Raw genomic sequence first — 17,771 nt, forward strand, 5'->3', positions numbered from 1 at the left:
GCCCAAGGCGTCCTTGTGAAAGACATGAAAGTCTCACGCGCCATGCGGATCTTCCGGGCCGTCAACCTGGTGTTCCTGCTGTTGGTCGTGTTCCTGACGGTGTACCCGTTCCTGAACATCATTGCCCAATCGTTCTCCAGCGAAGGGTTCATCAACGCGGGCCAGGTCAACCTGTTCCCCATGGGCTTCAACACCGAGACGTACAAGCTGATCCTGGCCGACTCCACCTTCTGGAACAACTACGGCAACACCGTCCTGTACACCGTGGTGGCGACGGCCATTTCCATGGTCCTCACTACTGCATTCGCGTACGCGATCGCTAAAAAGGACCTCAAAGGACGCAGCGTGTTCATTGGCCTGGCCGTGTTCACCATGTTCTTCAACGGCGGCCTGATTCCCAACTACGTGCTCATCAGCTCCCTGGGCATGAGGGACTCCATCTGGGCCGTTGTGCTCCCGAACGCGATCAGTGTGTTCAATTTGCTCATCATGAAGTCCTTCTTCGAGAACATGCCCCGCGAACTGGAAGAAGCAGCATCGATCGATGGACTCACCCAGTACGGGGTGCTGTTCCGGGTGGTGCTGCCGCTCAGCAAGGCAATCGTGGCCACCATGATCCTGTTCTACGCCGTGGCCAACTGGAACTCCTGGTTCCAGGCTTTCCTCTACCTCGACAACCCTGACCTTTTCCCGGTCACCATCTACCTGCGCAACATGATCGCCGGAGTCACCACAGCGGGCTCAGCCGGCGGAACAGCGGAGAACGTCGGCCAGATCGCCGCCAACATCCAATCGGTCACCATCGTCCTGACCGTCATCCCCATCCTTTGCGTCTACCCCTTCGTGCAGAAGTACTTCTTCTCGGGCGTCATGCTCGGTTCCGTCAAGGAATAACCCTTATGAAAGGACATTCAATGATCCACAAACCTGAGCTTCGCAGACGAGATTTTCTTGGACTCGCATCTGTTGTCACCATCGGCCTCATGCTGACCAGTTGCGACGCCGAAACCACCGAAAAGGTGGACACCTCCAAGTCCCGCAAGGGCGCGATGGACAGCTTCGGCGTCGGTGACACGTTCAAGGCGACGGAGCCGCTGACGTTCACATTCCTGTTCTCCGACCAGCCCACCTACCCGTACAAGAAGGACTGGCTGCTGTTCACCAAAATGGCCAGCGACAACAACGTCACCCTGGAACCCACCATCGTTCCGAACAGCGACTACGAGCAAAAGCGCAGCCTGCTCATCAGCTCCGGCAGCGCCCCGGAAATCATCGCCAAAACCTACCCGGGACAGGAAGCAGCATTCGTTTCCGCCGGGGCCGTTCTGCCGGTCAGTGACTACGTGGACCTGATGCCGCATTTCCAGGAGAAGGTGAAGAAGTGGAAGCTTGAGCCGGAGATTGCAGGACTGACGCAGGAAGACGGCAAGTACTACGTCCTCCCGGGCCTGCATGAGGAACTCTGGCCGGATTACTCCCTCTGCTTCCGCAAGGATGTGTTGAAGAAGGAAGGCCTTGAGGAACCCGCCACGTGGGAAGAATTCAGGGAGGTCCTGCGCTCGTTGAAGAAGGCCTACCCTGATGTGGTTCCCTACTCCGACCGGTTCAAGGGCGACAGTGTCCTGAATATTGCCAGTGCGGCTTTCGGGACCCAGGCCGGGTGGGGGCTGGTGGACGGCCTGCAGTTCGATGAGGACAAGAAGGAGTTCGGCTTCGCCGCCGGCTCGGACAAGTTCAAGGACCTGGTGACCTACTTCAATTCGTTGGTCTCCGAGGGCCTGATGGACCCCGAAAGCTTCACCCAGACCGACGATTCAGCCATCCAGAAGTTTGTGTCCGGCAAGTCGTTCGTCATCAGCGCCAACTCCCAGAATGTCATCACGTACCGCACCTCCATGGAGCAGTCCATGGGCAAGGGCAACTTTGAGATCGGTAAGATCACGGTTCCCGGAGGCCCGGAGGGTGACGTCATTGGAGGCACCCGCTTGGAGAACGGCATCATGCTGAACTCCTCCGTGAAGGACAAGGACAGCTTTGTGGCACTGATCCAGTACATCGACTGGTTGTTCTACAGCGACGCCGGCCAGGAGTTCAGCAAGTGGGGCGTGGAAGGAACCACGTTCACCAAGTCCGGCGGCAAGCGTCAACTCGCTTCCGACATCAACTTCCAGGGCCTCAACCCCGCCGGCACCAAGGACCTCCGGGTGGACTACGGCTTCTCCGGTGGCAACTTCGCCTACGGCGGAGCCACGGAACTGTTGCACTCTACGTTCAATGAAGAGGAGTTGGCGTTCCAGGAGGCAATGAAGTCCAAAAAGCCCCGCCCGGTGCCCCCGCCCGTACCGTTCAACGACGTTGACCGGGAACAGGCAACACTGGCGCTCACCCCGCTCAAGGACCACGTCAAGCAGAACGCTCTCAAGTTCATCACCGGGCAGCGGGCCCTGGGCGAGTTCGACGCCTACGTCAAGGAACTCGACAGCAAGGGCCAGACCAAATACGTGGAGTTGGCCAACAAGGCCTACAAGACCTACGCGGACAAGAAGTAGCCCTTCCGATGGCTGCGAAGGAAGCCCAGTACGGGTCCGGCCCGTTGTTCAAGGCAGCGGGCCTGGTGTACGGCGTCATGGTGGGCGGGGCATTGCTGGCGCTGGCGAATGTGCTGGTGGTACTTATGCCATTGCTGGCCGGGCTGGTGGGTCCCGCGGCATTGTTGGGCTTCGTGCTGGTGGGGCCGTCACTGGTGGCCTGCTGTTACGCCTTCAACCGGCTTGTCGCCGGTGAGGACACTGGCGTGTTCGGCGACTTCGTGAAGTCATACCGGAGCAACTTCGGCCAAGCCTTGGTGCTTTGGTTGCCCTACGCAGCACTCCTTGCAGTCATTGTTGCCAATCTCAGCAGCCTGCCGGGCAGCAACCCTGAAACGGTTGCTGCCCGGGTCGGGCTGGTGGGCCTGGGCCTGGTGGTGAGCACGGCTGCTGTGCACGCGATGCTGTTGCTGTCCCGCTTCACTTTCCGCACTGTGGACATCTACCGGTTGTCGGTTTACAGCATTGGAGCCAGGAAGCGCGTAGCCCTCGGGAACCTGGGGATCCTCTTTGTTGCTGGGTTCGTGCTGATTTCCAGCAGCGTGTGGTTACTGCTGTTGGTCGGCGGACTGATCCTTTACCTGTTGTGCTTGAACTCCCGCCCGCTTCTGGAGTTGGTGGAGGAGAGGTTCACTGTGGCTGCAGAGGTTTCCGCGGCCGGTTACTCCCCGGCGGGTTCCTCCGCGACGGGCTAGAGGTTGGTCCGCACCACGGCACCTTGGGCGATCACCGTGCTGACCTTTTCCAAGGCCGAGCCGTCAGTCAGGGGATCCGAATCCACCACCACGACGTCCGCCATGGAGCCGCGAACCAAGCGACCAACATTTTCGCCGCGGCCCAGCAACCGCGCCGCATTGGTGGTGGCTGCCTGCAATGCTTCCAACGGGGTCAGCCCGGCTTCGGCGAGCAAACGCGCTTCCGTGCCAATGGGCGTCACACCCGTTCCGAAGGAATCGGTGCCGGCCACGATAGTCACTCCAGCGTCCTTGGCTGCCCGTACGGCGGCCTGGAGGATGGGCGTGTACTCGGTTCCGCGTGCTGCCAGGATGGGGTTGGCGGAGCGGGCCATGCTGGTGATGGCGTCCATGGTGGGCGTAAAGAACGTACCGCGACGGGCCATTTCCTGGATGGTCTTTTCCGTCATGAAGACGCCGTGCTCAATGCTGCGAACCCCGGCCCGGACGGCGCCATCGATTCCTTCGGCGCTGTAGGCGTGGCAGAGGACACCGGCTCCCTTGGCGGCCTTGACGATCGCGCCGATCTGGTCCACGTTGTAGACCAATTCACGGGGATCCTGTTCGGGAATGCCAGCGCGCGGGTTGGCGCGGGTCTTGATGACCTCAGCGCCCCGTTTGAGGTTGATGCGGGTGAGGTACGCGAGGTCCTGCGGGTCCTTCACACCACCGCTGAGGGTCGCCAAGGGTGCCAAATCCGGATCAGCCAAAAGTGAATCCCCTTGATCCGGTGAGATAAACAGTCCCGCCGGCGTCATCCTCGGTGAGAGACCAGGCGCCCACGACGGCAGGGCGGCGAGGGCAATGTCCTGGTAGAAAGTGCTCGAACCGCTGCGTACGCTGGTGGCACCGCCTTGCAGGAGGGCGCGGGCATCGGCCAGAGCGTTGGCGTGGACGTGGGCATCGACGAGTCCTGGGAGGACCCATTTACCCGAGGCGTTGAGTTTGCGGGCACGGTTCGCGACGGCGGCAACAGCCTTGCGCGTTTCGTCCCGGGTACCGACGGCGGCGACCTTGCCGCCGTCGAGCACTACCACCCCATCGGCCACAGCATCGCCGGTTTTTGGGTCCACCACGGTTCCGCCGTCGATGATGAGGGCCTGGGTGGTCAATGGCCGGCCCGGGTAGTTTGGAGCCGACTGCGTGTTGTCGGCGAGGGCAGCCGGCGCTGAAGCCAGCTGCGCGGCTATGCCGGCAACGGAGATTCCGGCCAATGCTGCAGCGCCGGCGAGGATGCCACGGCGGGGCAACTGACCCTCGGGTTTGGGTGCTGAGGTGTGATCGTGAAGGCACATGATTGGACTCCTGGGGAACGAGCTGCCCGGCCGCTACTTGCCTGCGGTTGAGCATTTGGTATTCCAGAATGCCTCAGCGTAGAGGTGTGACGCAAGCAATAACGGGAAACTCTCAGGATCAACAGCATGTTTGGTATTCCAAATGGCAACCGCTTCGGGGCACCACGGGCCTCTCATCGCCGGCTTCGGTGCGGGCCCCTACCAGCGTGCATTTGATCTTGTTCGCCGGCGCTCTGCTGGTCTACCGCGGTGGCATTCGCAGGTCGCACATCGCGGGCACGGGGAAGCGGCCCGAAAGCAAACATCGCTTCGCCTGGCCCTCCCAAATTTCGACCCGCAAAGTACACGCTCACCCAAGATCGCGGCGCATCCGCGCGACACCCTTTATGTTCGTTGGGGTGTGTGGTGGTGGTTGCGTCGGGGTTTTTGTTGGGGGTCGATGTGGGGTGGGGGGATGAACCAGGGGACGCCGGTTTTCATGTCGATCCGCCATTGTTCTTTGTGGATGAGGTGGTGGTGGTGGCTGCAGAGGAGGGTGCCGTTGTGTGTTGAGGTGGTGCCGCCGTGGGACCAGTAGGTGGTGTGGTGTGCTTCGCACCAGGGTGCTGGAATGGTGCAGTCGGGGAAGGCGCAGCCGCCGTCGCGGGCGGTGATGGCTTTGCGGATGTGGGGTGGGAAGATCCGGGTGGTGCGGCCGATGTCCAGGATGCGTCCTTCGCTGCCGAGCAGGACGGGGATGATGTCGGCGTCGCAGGCTATTTTGCGGATGGTGTTGGGGTGGATGGGTCCGGCGAACGTCGCTGTGCCTGTGCCTGTGTCTGGGCTGGTGCCTGTACCCGCGCCTAAACCGGTGCTGGTGTGTTGGGTGAGTTGATCGAAGAGTTCGTTGTAGTCGATGGTGACGGTGAGTTGGGGTCTGAGTCCGCCGTTGGAGGGTAGTTTCGCGGTGGTCATTGCGAGGTTGCAGGCGCCGGTGAGGCCGTCCAGGAGTTTCTGGGCCCGGGAGCGCCGGTCAAGGTCAGGGCCGTCGCCGGCATCAGGGCCAGCATCAGCACCGAAGCCAGCATCAGCACTCAGACCCGCACCGGCCCCAGTGCCAGCTCTAACGCGGGGGTCAGCACCAGCGGCCATGGCCGTGCCGGCGCCTGTGGTGGTCAGGCGTGGGTTGGTGGCGGTGTTCATGGTGGTGGTGAGGGTTTCGTATTGTTCGGTGGTGGCGAAGATTTCGATGTGGTGCAGGCCGTAGCGGCGTCGGCGGCGCAGGAACGCGCCTTGGTGTTGGCGGAGGACTTCTTCGGTAGGTTCGGGTCCGTCTTGGTCGATGCGGTCGGTCCAGCGTTTGGCCATTTTGGTGACGAAGTCGGGGTCGGACTCGACTGCGGTTTTGGTGAGGGCGTGTTCCATCCGGGTGATGGTGGCGTCGTCGGTGAGGTTCCGGACTTTGTCCAGGGCGCTGCTGATGATGGTCGCTGACCGGGACGGCAGGTCTCCGGTGGCCAGGGCTTCGGCCAGGATCCCGCGTCGGGCCGGGATGTCCTGGCCGGTCATGCCGGGTTGGGGGAGGACATCCGGGGCGAGGGCGAGCCTGCGCCGGGCCTCGCCGATCCCGATCCGCAACCGTGCCCGCAAGAACTCAGCCGCGTTCCGGTACCCGTCATCCAAGACACCGGCCGATCCCGCAACACCTGCCTCGGACCCTGTTTTCGCTCCGGTCTCGATGCTGCCAGCGTGAGTGCTGCCAGCGTGAGCGCTGCTGGTTCCCGTCCAGGACTGGGAAGTTGCTGCGCCCTCGGACCTCTGCTCCGTCACCGGCACCGGCTCGACCCAGCCCGTCCGCCATTCCGTCGCTGCCGACAACGTCCCCGCACTCGACTGCTGCGCCGCCGTCCGCGTCCGCTCCACAGCCTGCGCCGCCACGACCTGTAAGTACTCAACGGACCGGGCGATCTCCTCCACCCTGCCGGCAAAATCAGCAGCCTCAACAAACGCAAAAAGAGAAGCTTCGTCGGCAGCAGAGACGCGTGCGGAGTCCAGAAGTGCCGCACTGTCGTTAAGAAGGGCCCTCAGGTCCAGCGCGGCAGATGAAAGGTGTTTCGACTGCGTAGCATCGAAACGTTGGATCGGCTGGAGGGCCGGACTCGATCCGGGGCTGCGCGTGGCAACGGCTGGCGACGGAGCGCGCTTAGCCGGCTTCTTTGGGAACCCAGCGTCATGGAATCCGACGCTGACGGTCACCGGCGTCGAATCCTTGAATCCAGCCCTCAGCAAGTCCGGCATGCTCAAGAAGCGTCGTGACCGGAAAGCGGTCAAGGCAGCCACAGCAGGGGACGTCTGCGCCCTTAGTGCCGATACCTGCCCTGCATCTTCCATAAAAACATCGTGTCAGGAGGGTCTGACATTTTTAGGGGCTCGACTCCTGCGTGCCTGCTCCCACATGACCGTGCCCCAGAGCGACCTGTCCCGCAATGCCCGCTACGCCGTCACCCGCTACGCGGACCCTCCGCTACGCCGTCACCCGCTACGCGGACCCTCCGCTACGCCGTCACCCGCTACGCGGACCCTACGCTACCGAGTGACCTGCTCGCGCAGAATATCCGCATGCCCGCAATGCTGGGCGAGCTCGCGGAGCATGTGGAGGTATACCCATCTAAGGGGCAGCGGCCCGCGCCGATTGCCCAGGACCAGGTCATCGAGCCCAAGGGATGAGGCCGCCTCCCGGGACTCCGAGCAAGCCTCGGCATGGGCGCGTTGAATGCTGGCAATGGTGTCGTGATCTTCCAGGATGAAGGACTCATCAGGCGTCGCCGGGATGCCGATCTCTGCCCGGGATGGGCACGTGATGGCTTCGTCGAACCACACCTTCTCCACGAAGGTTGCGTGTTTCACCAAGCCCAGGAGCGTAGTGCGCGAGGCGACCAGCCGCCGTCGTGCTTGCTCTTCAGTGAGCCCGTCGAGGCACTCGTTGAGGGCCCGGCGGTGCTCGTCGAGGAACGTATCAAACTGCGTGCGGGCGTCCTGGTTGATGACGTCCTCAGTGAAAGTGTGCGGCAGTGCGCTCATCCGAAAACCACCGTTCCGTCGTCGTTGATGTTCCAGCCGGGGTTATGGGCGATCTCCCAGATGATGCCGTTCGGATCCTTGACGTGCCCGTGAAAGATGCCGCCGAAAGCTCCTGCCTGCGCCGGTTTCAAAACCGTCGCACCAGCCGCCGCCAGCGCCTCGATGGTGCTGGACACCTCAGCCGCACTGCCCACGTTGTGGGAGAGCGTCACTCCGCTCACGCCGGGGGAAGGAGTGCTGGCGCCAAGGTCCTGATCGAACTTGTCGGCATCGAACAGGCCGAGCATCAGCCCCGGCGCAATCTGGAAGAAGAGAATCTCGCCGGGTACGTCCATGGCCGGATCCCACCCGAGCCCGTCCCGATAGAAGTCGCGGGCGGCGTCGAGGTCCGGCGTGGCGAACGTGAGGAAATGCAGTCGCTGTTCCATAGGGGAAGCCTAACGGGAAGGTACGACGGCGATACCCGCCGCGCGAGTCCTGCCCGCCTGTTGAGGCCTGGTCCAAGCCGGTGGGAGGATGGAGCAGTGGAACCCCTCTTCGACTTCCTTGGCAGTTACTGGTGGCTCATTTTCCCTATCGGCGCGATGGCTGGTGGCTGGGCACGGTCGTGGTCCAAGGCCAGCGAGGAACGGCACCGCCGCAAAGTGGAGTTGTTGAAGTTGCAGAACCAGTTGGCGGTGCACGAGGAAGCCAACCAGGCCGAGGTCGTTTCGCTGATGTCCGCTCACGATTCCGTGAACCACAAATGGCTCGACTATGAGCTGGACGTCGGCAACCTCATTGATTTCCCGCTCATGACCGACGTTAGAGAACCCCTCACAGTCGCCTTCCTGCGCGCCAAGAAAGAGGCCGACGGCTTACGGACCGCCACCCCGGAAGAGATTTCGACGCCGGCCCGGCTGGCTGAATACCGTGCGGCCGTCCACAGCTACGAACTCGCTTTTGATGTGGCCGAGCGGGAAGCACGGCGTATCAAGGACGGCAACTTCAGTGGCCCCGAACGTCAACGGCTTGCGACGGCGAGGAAGCTGCTGCGCATCGCCGAAGACACTGCCGCCACCCCTGCCGAGCGCCAAACCGCATACAAGCGTGCCCGCAAGGAACTCGACGGCTTGATTGTCCTGCCGGAGGCTACGGTTGCCGCACTCGAAAGCAAAATCGTCAGCATGCTTGATTCCCGCAAGGACCCGGACACTGACGTGCGGTTCGCTTGACGCCCAGGAAAAGGCTCGCGGTCATTACCGGTGCCGGCCGCGGTCTGGGGAAGTCATTGGTGGAAGAATTTTCCGACGCCGGATGGGCGGTTGTGGCGCTCACACGGACACCCGCGGAGTGGGCCGATCGGCAGCACGTCACCACAATCACCCACGATGTCCGACATGAGCCATCGGCTGAGTTAGTGTCAGCCCTCGGGGACAGCCACATCGATGTACTGATCAATAATGCTGCCCAGGGAGCCCGGCATTCCAACCTTGGCGACATTGCAGCGGAAGGCGTCATGAACGCCGTCGACGTCAACGTCGCTGGACCCTTGCGCCTGGTGCAGGCCGTCCTGCCGAACCTGTTGGCCGCGCCCGATCCGGTGATCATCAACGTCACGTCCCGCCTGGGCTCAGTGGCGGCGCAGGCCAGGGGCGACTACTCGGACCTTTCCACGAGCTACGCCTACAAAATCTCCAAGGCTGCGCAAAACATGTTGACCACCTCCCTCGCCCAGGACCTCTCCGGCCAAGTGCGCTGTTGGGCAGTTCACCCGGGGAAGCTGGCCACGGGGATGGGGCAATCCGATGCCTCGAAGGATCCACGGCTGGCCGCCCGCGAGCTGCGGGAGTTGGTGGACTCGGGGGACCGCGTGTCGCCTCGATTTGTGTCACTCGGAGCGGCGGACCTCCCCTGGTAGTGGGGTGGACTGCTGCACTTCGGCGCTTCCCTGCTGTGGAGGCGTGGCTTCCTGACCTTCTTTGATCCCGGATAGGCCGCGGTGCAACCGAAATTGGGTGTATTACGGCCTGTCGGAATCCAAAGTGGGTGGTGACGGCACACCTGATGGCATATCCGCTAGGTCAACTCCACGCCCATCACGGTCCGCACAATGTGTTCGCCGCCGGATCCGCCCCCATCATCTTCAAGGTGCCGCATCCCCAGCCGCTCAGCGACCCGGCGCGACGCCACGTTGTCCGGATGGATGATCGCAACAAGGAGCTCAACCCCCAGGACATCCCGCGCAAGATCCCGCATGCCAAGGCTGCTTCCGAGGCGTACCCCCGGCCCTGCAGCTCCCGCCGAACGTGGTAGCCGACCTCAAGCTCGCACCGCCCGTTGACCTGTTGCCACGTCAATCCGCAGTCCCCGACGAATCCGCCGTCGTGCGTTTCAATAATCCACAACCCGTGCCCGTCGCGCGCATAGTTGTCCCTGTTCCACTGGATCCAGGCAGCCGCTTCGTCGCGGGTTTTGGGAGCAGGGTAGTACGTCATCACCTCGGGATCACCCAGCAGCGACCTCATCGCATCGAGATCGGCCATGGTCATTTCGCGGAAGCGCAGCCGTGGCGTGGGGTGGGGGAGCATCCCCGAAGCCTACCCGTCGTCGGGCTGTGACTTCACCACCCACTTTCAGCTCCGCGGCCCCGATAAACAACCGCTATTGGCTGCATTAGCCCCGCACGGAGTCCAAAGTGGGTGATGGCCGCACACCGATCAGGGCAGGGGCCGCAGCTCCACCGGGGTCAGCATTTCCCGCTCGAACCCCACCACGCGGCGCGGCCCGTGCAGGATCACCTCATGTGTATGGGCGTCGGCGGTGCTGGCCGTGGCGACGTGGAGCTTCACCAGCCCGGGCGTCACCACGCGCTGAAGGTCCAGCCCGGTGAAGGAGGTGCGGTCGGCGTGAACCACAAAATCGACGACGGCGGACGCGCCGGCTTCCAGCTCGACGCGGGCATAGCCGATCAGCTCGCGCACGGGACGGACCACTTCGCCCACCGGATCTTCCAGGTACAACTGAACAACTTCGGCGCCGCCACGGGAACCGGTGTTGGTGACAGTGCAGCTGACGGTGACCGAGTCCGACGTCGACATGGTGGGCGCGCTGCACTGATGGCCGGTCAACTCGAACGTTGTATAGGACAGGCCGTGCCCGAAGCCGAACAGCGGTGAGGGGTCCAGCGCGCTGACACCACTGGGACCGGCCAGCTTGGAATGCAGGTAGGTGCCGGGCTGGCCGCCGGGGGACCGTGGCACTGAGACGGGAAGTTTGCCGGACGGATTGACGACGCCGGTGAGCACGTCCCAGAGCGCCTCGGCTCCTTCTTCGCCCGGGAAGAACCCTTGGATGATCGCGTCGGCGCGGTCAGTGAAGTCGCCCAAAGCGTACGGGCGGCCGCTCAACACAACCACCACTGCGCGGGTTCCGGACTCAGCACAGGAAACGAGGATACGGTCCAGCATTCGGTGTTGGTCGCCGGGCAGGCGGAGGTCGGCGGCGTCGTTTCCTTCACCCGAGGTGCCCCTGCCGAATAGGCCTGCGTTGTCGCCCACCACCACTACGCAGGTGTCCACGGAGGCTGCCACCTGACAGGCTTCGGAGATCTGTTCCTCGGTGGCGGCCTCGCAGTTTCCGGTGACGGATGTGGCCACCGATTCAAATTGTTCTGAGGCAACGCCTGCCACGGACGGAACGGAGATGCCCATGGGTACGTCGGGGTGGGAGGCTCCAACATGGGCGTCAAAGGAGTAGCAGCCAAGCATCGCGAAGGGGTCGTCGGCCAAGGGACCCACCACGCCCAGTGAACCGACGTGACCGAGGGGTAGAGCGGGAGCTTCAGCGAAGTCCCGGTTGCTCAGCAGCACTAGTGATTGGGCGGCCAATTGGCGCGCCAACTCCCGGTTTTCGGCGGGATCCAAGTCAACCCGGCCCGGTCCGTCACTACCGGACAACAAACCATCAGCCACTACACCATCAACCCGGCCCGGTCCGTCACTACCGGACAACAAACCATCAGCCAACACACCATCAGCCAACACACCATCAGCCAACGCGCCGTCAGCCAACAAACCATCAGCCAACACCGCCGGAACAGGGGAGAAGTCCGGCGACAACAAGCCAACTTCCGCCTTCTGCCTCAGTACGCGGCGCAGGGCTTGGTCCACCACGGATTCGTCCAGCGCGCCTTCGCGGATACGCCGCAGCAGTGGCTCGCCGAAGCAGTTCACGGTAGGCAGTTCAACATCGACGCCGGCACTCAGGGCCAGCACAGCGGCGTCACCGGAGTCCGCGGACACGCCATGGGTGACGTCCAGGAAGGCAACGCCGAAGTAGTCGGCAACCACAGTCCCGGTGAAACCCCATTCCTCACGAAGCAGCCCGGTCAGCAGTGCGCGGTTCGCAGCGGCCGGTACGCCGTCGACGTCGGTATAAGCGTGCATTACCGAACGGGGAGCGCCGTGACGGATCGCCATTTCGAACGGCGGCAGCATGATGTCGGCGAGTTCGCGGGGTCCCATGGAGACCGGCGCGTGGTTGCGGCCGGCCTGGGAGGCTGAGTAGCCCACGAAGTGTTTGAGCGTTGCGACGATGCCGGTGGATTCCAGTCCCTGGACGTATGCGGTGGCAACGGTTCCCACCAAATAGGGGTCCTCGCCGATGGTCTCCTCCACACGGCCCCAACGGAGGTCGCGCACCACATCCAGCACCGGGGCCAGGCCCTGATGGACGCCCAAGGACCGCATGCTGCTACCGATGCGGGCTGCCATCTCCTGGACCAGGGCCGGATTGAACGTGGCGCCCCAAGCCAGGGGAACAGGGAACGCTGTGGCCTTCCATGCTGCAAGGCCGGCCAGGCATTCCTCGTGAACCTGGGCCGGGATGCCAAACCGGGACGCGGCCATGATCTGTTCCTGAGCGGCGGCCAGGCGTCGGGCGCCCTCGGCCGGCTCAACAGGAACGGTGCCGTACATGCGCGTAATCTGTCCGAGTCCATTAGCGATGATCTCGTCCCAGGAACGGGCGTCTCCCGCCATCTGGCTTTGCAGAGGAGCCACGGAATCGCCGTCAGTGGAGGCGTTGACCCACACGCCCACCAATTGGGCGAGCTTTTCCTCGAGGGTCATCTCGCGGATGAGGTGCTCTACGACGTCCGACGCCGGAACGCGGGCAAGTGCTTGCTGATCGGCGGCGCCGGTGCTCACAGGCTTCTCCTTGGATTCTGAAGATGATTTTTAGAAACTATCAGAAATCCATATTTAGTTTCCATAGTCCCAAACCCTTGACTTGTTCAGCGCAGGCTTCATAGCGTTGAGCAGTGAAGCGGAAGCATTCATCTGGTGAGCCGAAGAAACTCACCAAATGAAATAAGAAACTTTCGGAAATGAATCCCGATGGAGAGACTCACATGCACACGTACAGAGTGGCCCTTGTTGGCACAGGCGGGATTGCGGCAGTCCACGCGTCCAACCTGGCACGGACGGATAACCGGGCGGAGTTAGTGGCAGCGTGCGATGTGGACGAGTCCCGCCTGCAGAGCTTCGCGGATGAGCACGGCATCGCCGGCCGCTACCAGAGCCTCACGGAACTCCTGGCTGAGGCCAAGCCGGACATCGTGCACCTCTGCACGCCGCCCATGATGCACATTGACCAAGCGATCGAGTGCCTCGAAGCAGGCGTCCACGTTCTCTCCGAGAAGCCGCCGGCCCTGAGCCTGGCCGACTTCGACCGCCTCAACGACGCCCAGGTAAAAGGCGGCGCACAGTTCTCCTGCGTCTTCCAGCATCGTTTCGGCGACGCCTCGGCCGCAGCCCGTACGCTGATCGGCGGCAGCGATTTTGGCCGCCCACTCGTAGCCCGCTGCGACACCCTCTGGTACCGCCCGGACGAGTACTTCGACCTCCCTTGGCGTGGCACGTGGAAGGCCGAGGGCGGTGGACCCACCATGGGCCACGGCATCCACCAGTTCGATCTCCTGCTCCACCTGCTGGGACCGTGGGAAGAGGTCACTGCGATCGCTTCCCGGCAAGCCCGGGCCACCTCCACTGAAGATTTCTCCGCCGCCCTGGTCCGGTTCGAGAACGGTGCCGCGGCAACCGTGACCAACTCGCTGCTCTCGCCGCGGGAGACCTCGGACATCCGGATTGACTGCGAATTTGCCACCATCGAACTCAGCCACCTCTACGGGTACGGCACCAAGGACTGGACCATCACCGCAGCTCCCGGGCACGAGGACTCCGTGTCCGCCGCGTGGAATGCGAAACCGTTGGAACGCGGCAGCGGCCACTCCGCCCAGTTCCTTGCCATGTATGAAGCGCTCGACGCCGGATTGCCGCTCCCAGCCGGCGCGGACTCTGCGCGGCAAACGCTGGAGTTCGCTGCCGCCATCTACGCTTCAGCCTTTACTGGGCAGCCCGTCCGACGCGGAGAAATCGTTCCCGGCCATCCCTTCTATGAGGGCATGGACGGCGAGGGCCGTGGTACCCGCGTCCTCGCCTCCACAGCCCGCGCCTGAAACCCTACTCACAACGGAGACCCTGATGACCACCACAGCCCAGACCACTACCCAAACCGCCCCCGCCGACACGCTGAGCTACACGGATGATGGCAGTTCCCTGACCTTGACTGTCGGAACCCAGGACATCGCGACGTACACCTACCGACCCACGGATGACCAGTACGAGAGTCCCCGTCCCTACTTCCACCCGCTCACCACCTTGGAGGGGGACGAGGTCACCATTTCCAGGCCGTGGGATCACGTCTGGCACAAGGGTCTCTCATGGGCGCTGCCAAACGTGGGCGAGCACAACTTCTGGGGCGGAGCCACTTACACCCGCGAGACCGGCTACTCGAACCTGGACAACAACGGGGCCATGAACCACGAGGCTTTCACAAGCATCGAGGTCACCGGCATAGAGGGCGGCGGCGCGGGGATCACCGCGGCGGAAACGCTTCTCTGGACCGCTCAGCCGGCAGTGACTGCCCAGCCGGATGAGTCCGCCGCAGCCAGCAAAACCGAGGCCGGCAGCCCCCTCATCCGCGAACAGCGCCGTTTCGCCATTCAACTTCTCCCGGCGGGCAACGCGTGGACGATCCTCTTCGAATCCACCATGGAGAACGTCTCCGGTGCTGAGATCGGGATCGGCAGCCCCACCACCGAGGGACGCGACAACGCCGGATACGGCGGCCTGTTCTGGCGCGGACCCCGGTCCTTCACGGGCGGGGAATTCCGATCCGAAAACGGGACCGGCGGGGACGAGTTCATGGGCACCCGCTCACCATGGATTGCTTTCACCGGCCAGCACGATGTCACCTGCCGGAAATCCAGCATCCTGTTCGTCGAGGACCAAGCCAACCCGGGTGCCTCCAACCAGTGGTTTGCCCGCTCGTCCATGTTCGCTTGCCTCGGCTCGGCGCCGTTCTTCAGCGAAGTAGTCCCGCTCAAGGAGGGGCAGCCGCTGACGTACCGGTACGCCGTCGTGATTTCTGACGGCGCGCTGGAAGACCAGCAGGCCGCAGCGCTCGCCCACGCTGCGAAAACAGCGTTGGATGCCTGGGCCTGAGATGTGCACATCGTTCCCGGGCGCAACCGCTGTGTCCGAGGTCAGTATTTACGATTGGCCCGGGCTGGATGGCGCGGCCGGAGGGTCGCCGCACCTGCATACTGCGTCCACGGAAGCGTATGTGGTGCAGCAGGGCGTCGGGCGGCTTGAGACTTTGGATTCCCGGGGCTTCACTTCAACTGCGTTGACGCCCGGAACCGTGGTCTGGTTTACGCCCGGTACCGTGCACCGCGCCATCAACGATTCGGGGGACCTCAGGGTTCTGGTGGTCATGCAGAACGCAGGGCTGCCCGAGAATGGCGACGCCGTGATGACGTTTCCGCCCGAGCACCTGGTGGATCACGATACTTACGCACGCGCCGCCGCCCTGCCGTCAAAGAACGCCGACGGCGGTGACGCGTCCTCCGAGGCGGCTGCGCGCCGTCGTCGTGACCTGGCGTTGGAGGGATATCTGGAACTGAAAGCTGCCGTGCAGGAAACAGGTGTCTCGGCGCTCGCAGACTTTCATGCAGCGGCAGCACGTTTGGTGAACGGGAAAACCGAGCGCTGGCGCGGATACCTCAACGAGGGCGCCGAGCGACAGGCCGGCCTCACAGGGGAGCAGTTGGCCTCTCTTGAGTCCATGGAAAGTTTCTACATGCAGGATGCGAGGACTACGATGGGCGAACGGAAAACCCGCAGGATCTACGGCATGTGCGGCCGGATCCAAGCGTGGGAACTTTCCGAAACTGTCATCGCCGGGACGTGATTTCCGGCCGGGAAGGTGGGGACCATGGTAACCAAGCAGGACTCGGGACGGGCGACGATCAGCGAGATCGCCCGGGAAGCCGGCGTGTCCGTGCCCACGGTTTCCAAGGTCCTCAACGGCCATGCGCACGTCGCGGCAGCTACCCGCGCGAGGGTTGAAGAAATCATCGCCAAGCGTGATTACGCCCGCCGCCCCGCCAAGCGCAGCAAGAAGGCCGGACTCATTGACCTCGTCTTCCCGGGCATGGGTTCGGAGTGGGCGTGCGAGATCATCGAAGGCGTGGAGCGGGTGGCCCAGGAAGCCGGGTACGGCACAGTGGTCAGCAGCTTGTCGCTGGACGGCTCGAGGATCCGGCCGTGGCTGGCGAACCTTGCAGAGCGAAAGTCCGACGGCGTCCTTCTCGCCGTGTACGAACTGGACTCCAAGCAGATCCAACGGATCAAGTCGCTCGGCATTCCCGTGATCCTGATCGATCCTGTGGGCCAGCCCGGACCGGACCTCATGACCGTGGGCGCAGCCAACTGGGACGGTGCTTTCTCGGCCACCGAGCATTTGCTGAAGCTTGGCCACAAGAGAATCGGCATGATCGGTGGACGCGATGACCTCCAGTGCAGCAGTGCCCGTGAAGACGGGTACCTTGCGGCGCTGCGCCGTGGGGGCGTGGAAGCTGATCCGACCCTCATGGTGCCCGGTGACTTCTCCACCGAGTCGGGGGCGCGGGGGACCGAGGCGTTGTTGGCCCTTCCCGACCGGCCCACGGCGATCTTCACCGGCAACGACGCCCAAGCCCTCGGCGCCTACAGGGCCGCCCGCTCGGCAGGCCTCCGGATTCCTGAGGACCTCTCCATCATCGGCTTCGACGACATCCCCGCCGCCGAGTGGATCGAGCCCGGCCTCACCACCATCCGCCAGCCTGTGGTGCAGATGGCTGAGACGGCCATGCGTGCGCTGCTCCGGCACCTTGAAGGTGATGAGGAGTTGCCGCAGAGGATCGAACTCGGCACGGAGTTGGTGGTGAGGGGCTCGACGGCGGCGCCGGTTTCCTAGCCAGGCCTTCCTAGCCCCGAGCGGTCTTAGCCGGGCGTCTTGGCAGAGCCTTGCTTAGCCAGGCGTCTGAGTCGGGCCTACCTAGCCCCGCGTCTCGGCAGAGCCTGCTTAGCCCCGCGTCTTAGCCAGGCGTCTTAGTCGGGCCTGCTTAGCCCCGACCCATGCTCGTCGACGGATCCCCGCCGCCTTCGGAAGGGTCCGCGCGAAGATCGTCGGGATCGTCCTGTGGCAGTCCTGCCGGGCCGGATACGTCACCTGAGGCAGCGGAAACGTCAGTGTCCGCTTCGCTGCCGCGGCTGGTGTCGGCGTCGTCCGTCGTCTCGGGTGAATCAGTGCTATGTGAAGCAGTGCCGTGCGAAGCGGTGCCGTGCGTCGTTCCGCGATCCGCGTGGCCGGCAGTGCGCGGGTCATCATTTTCGCCCGGCACATCAGAGTCCATGGAGTTGGAGCCCTCGCTGATGGAGGAGTGGACCTGGACGTCGTCATCCTTTTCGCCGGGCTCAGGGACGCGGTCATTGTTCACGGGATCGGACGTACCGGCCAAATCTTCCATGGCGTTTTCGGCCGTCTTGCGGATGCTGTCTTCTATGCCCATCAGTTGACTCCTTTGCATGAAAGGCCTGATACCAGGCCGCGCTTGCATAGTAAGCCTACTTACTTCTTGGTTGATCCGAAAGCCTGCCCGGGGTTGACAAAATAGCTCCTCGCCGCTTGCGTTGCCGCAGGTCAAAACCTTTCGAGCCGCACTTTGT

At 63.4% G+C, this 17,771-nt stretch carries 15 protein-coding genes and 1 pseudogene; 9 read left to right on the forward strand and 7 right to left on the reverse strand.

Translation table 11 applies throughout. From position 1 onward, the window contains the following. Window positions 1-24: 24 nt before the first annotated feature. Genes LDN85_RS05800 through LDN85_RS05810 form a run of 3 tightly spaced genes read left to right on the forward strand, consistent with a single transcriptional unit; the run spans window position 25 to window position 3,283 of the window. Entirely contained in the window at window positions 25-894 is an 870-nt protein-coding gene (locus LDN85_RS05800; RefSeq protein ID WP_223945430.1) for a carbohydrate ABC transporter permease, read from the forward strand. A 5-nt stretch (window positions 895-899) separates the two neighbouring features. Further along, complete coding sequence (locus tag LDN85_RS05805; protein ID WP_346347059.1) at window positions 900-2,549, forward strand: extracellular solute-binding protein; 1,650 nt, start codon at window positions 900-902, stop codon at window positions 2,547-2,549. Between the two features lie 8 nt (window positions 2,550-2,557). After that, window positions 2,558-3,283 carry a YesL family protein gene (locus LDN85_RS05810; RefSeq protein ID WP_223944833.1) on the forward strand — a complete coding sequence of 242 codons (726 nt, stop codon included), beginning with the start codon at window positions 2,558-2,560 and terminating at the stop codon, window positions 3,281-3,283. Here LDN85_RS05810 and LDN85_RS05815 read toward each other — a convergent pair. The 4 genes from LDN85_RS05815 to LDN85_RS05830 form a co-directional block, all read right to left on the reverse strand. Next, the gene (locus LDN85_RS05815) at window positions 3,280-4,617 is read right to left on the reverse strand and encodes an amidohydrolase family protein (protein WP_223944834.1); all 1,338 of its coding nucleotides are present in this window, start codon (window positions 4,615-4,617) and stop codon (window positions 3,280-3,282) included. The genes LDN85_RS05810 and LDN85_RS05815 overlap by 4 nt on opposite strands. A 384-nt stretch (window positions 4,618-5,001) precedes the next feature. After that, complete coding sequence (locus LDN85_RS05820; RefSeq protein ID WP_223944835.1) at window positions 5,002-6,987, reverse strand: HNH endonuclease signature motif containing protein; 1,986 nt, start codon at window positions 6,985-6,987, stop codon at window positions 5,002-5,004. A 195-nt stretch (window positions 6,988-7,182) separates the two neighbouring features. After that, a complete protein-coding gene (locus LDN85_RS05825; protein ID WP_223944836.1) occupies window positions 7,183-7,677 on the reverse strand; it encodes a DinB family protein in 495 nt (164 codons plus the stop codon). After that, window positions 7,674-8,105 (reverse strand): VOC family protein, encoded by a 432-nt coding sequence (locus tag LDN85_RS05830; protein WP_223944837.1) that lies wholly within the window; start codon window positions 8,103-8,105, stop codon window positions 7,674-7,676. The genes LDN85_RS05825 and LDN85_RS05830 overlap by 4 nt, the downstream gene beginning before the upstream one ends. A gap of 96 nt (window positions 8,106-8,201) precedes the next feature. Here LDN85_RS05830 and LDN85_RS05835 point away from each other — a divergent pair, with 96 nt between their 5' ends. Both LDN85_RS05835 and LDN85_RS05840 read left to right on the forward strand, forming a co-directional pair. After that, the gene (locus tag LDN85_RS05835; protein ID WP_223944838.1) at window positions 8,202-8,891 is read left to right on the forward strand and encodes a hypothetical protein; all 690 of its coding nucleotides are present in this window, start codon (window positions 8,202-8,204) and stop codon (window positions 8,889-8,891) included. Window positions 8,892-8,950: 59 nt separating this feature from the next. Further along, window positions 8,951-9,577 carry an SDR family NAD(P)-dependent oxidoreductase gene (locus LDN85_RS05840; RefSeq protein ID WP_263422081.1) on the forward strand — a complete coding sequence of 209 codons (627 nt, stop codon included), beginning with the start codon at window positions 8,951-8,953 and terminating at the stop codon, window positions 9,575-9,577. A 158-nt stretch (window positions 9,578-9,735) separates the two neighbouring features. On the opposite strand, the pseudogene LDN85_RS05845 reads toward LDN85_RS05840, so the two are convergent. Both LDN85_RS05845 and LDN85_RS05850 read right to left on the reverse strand, forming a co-directional pair. After that, window positions 9,736-10,247: pseudogene (locus LDN85_RS05845) on the reverse strand (GNAT family N-acetyltransferase). A gap of 129 nt (window positions 10,248-10,376) precedes the next feature. Then, window positions 10,377-12,866 carry a glycoside hydrolase family 3 N-terminal domain-containing protein gene (locus LDN85_RS05850; RefSeq protein ID WP_223944840.1) on the reverse strand — a complete coding sequence of 830 codons (2,490 nt, stop codon included), beginning with the start codon at window positions 12,864-12,866 and terminating at the stop codon, window positions 10,377-10,379. Between the two features lie 203 nt (window positions 12,867-13,069). Here LDN85_RS05850 and LDN85_RS05855 point away from each other — a divergent pair, with 203 nt between their 5' ends. Genes LDN85_RS05855 through LDN85_RS05870 form a run of 4 tightly spaced genes read left to right on the forward strand, consistent with a single transcriptional unit; the run spans window position 13,070 to window position 17,019 of the window. Next, on the forward strand, window positions 13,070-14,176 hold the full coding sequence (locus tag LDN85_RS05855) for a Gfo/Idh/MocA family oxidoreductase (RefSeq protein ID WP_223944841.1): 1,107 nt from the start codon (window positions 13,070-13,072) through the stop codon (window positions 14,174-14,176). Between the two features lie 25 nt (window positions 14,177-14,201). Beyond that, complete coding sequence (locus LDN85_RS05860; protein ID WP_223944842.1) at window positions 14,202-15,224, forward strand: PmoA family protein; 1,023 nt, start codon at window positions 14,202-14,204, stop codon at window positions 15,222-15,224. A gap of 1 nt (window position 15,225) precedes the next feature. Continuing rightward, entirely contained in the window at window positions 15,226-15,972 is a 747-nt protein-coding gene (locus LDN85_RS05865) for a cupin domain-containing protein (protein WP_223945431.1), read from the forward strand. 24 nt (window positions 15,973-15,996) lie between these two features. After that, a complete protein-coding gene (locus tag LDN85_RS05870; RefSeq protein ID WP_223944843.1) occupies window positions 15,997-17,019 on the forward strand; it encodes a LacI family DNA-binding transcriptional regulator in 1,023 nt (340 codons plus the stop codon). Between the two features lie 148 nt (window positions 17,020-17,167). On the opposite strand, the gene LDN85_RS05875 is transcribed toward LDN85_RS05870, so the two are convergent. Beyond that, a complete protein-coding gene (locus LDN85_RS05875; RefSeq protein ID WP_223944844.1) occupies window positions 17,168-17,614 on the reverse strand; it encodes a hypothetical protein in 447 nt (148 codons plus the stop codon). Between the last annotated feature and the right edge of the window lie 157 nt (window positions 17,615-17,771).

Origin of the sequence: Arthrobacter sp. StoSoilB20, assembly GCF_019977295.1 — a bacterium.
GTDB lineage: Bacteria > Actinomycetota > Actinomycetes > Actinomycetales > Micrococcaceae > Arthrobacter > Arthrobacter nicotinovorans_A.

Bases quoted from the DNA above. Each gene is read 5' to 3' on its own strand.
- LDN85_RS05800 (WP_223945430.1), top strand. From the start codon at position 25: ATGAAAGTCTCACGCGCCATGCGGATCTTCCGGGCCGTCAACCTGGTG.
- LDN85_RS05805 (WP_346347059.1), top strand. From the start codon at position 900: ATGAAAGGACATTCAATGATCCACAAACCTGAGCTTCGCAGACGAGAT.
- LDN85_RS05810 (WP_223944833.1), top strand. From the start codon at position 2,558: ATGGCTGCGAAGGAAGCCCAGTACGGGTCCGGCCCGTTGTTCAAGGCA.
- LDN85_RS05815 (WP_223944834.1), bottom strand. From the start codon at position 4,617: ATGTGCCTTCACGATCACACCTCAGCACCCAAACCCGAGGGTCAGTTG.
- LDN85_RS05820 (WP_223944835.1), bottom strand. From the start codon at position 6,987: ATGGAAGATGCAGGGCAGGTATCGGCACTAAGGGCGCAGACGTCCCCT.
- LDN85_RS05825 (WP_223944836.1), bottom strand. From the start codon at position 7,677: ATGAGCGCACTGCCGCACACTTTCACTGAGGACGTCATCAACCAGGAC.
- LDN85_RS05830 (WP_223944837.1), bottom strand. From the start codon at position 8,105: ATGGAACAGCGACTGCATTTCCTCACGTTCGCCACGCCGGACCTCGAC.
- LDN85_RS05855 (WP_223944841.1), top strand. From the start codon at position 13,070: ATGCACACGTACAGAGTGGCCCTTGTTGGCACAGGCGGGATTGCGGCA.
- LDN85_RS05860 (WP_223944842.1), top strand. From the start codon at position 14,202: ATGACCACCACAGCCCAGACCACTACCCAAACCGCCCCCGCCGACACG.
- LDN85_RS05865 (WP_223945431.1), top strand. From the start codon at position 15,226: ATGTGCACATCGTTCCCGGGCGCAACCGCTGTGTCCGAGGTCAGTATT.
- LDN85_RS05870 (WP_223944843.1), top strand. From the start codon at position 15,997: ATGGTAACCAAGCAGGACTCGGGACGGGCGACGATCAGCGAGATCGCC.
- LDN85_RS05875 (WP_223944844.1), bottom strand. From the start codon at position 17,614: ATGGGCATAGAAGACAGCATCCGCAAGACGGCCGAAAACGCCATGGAA.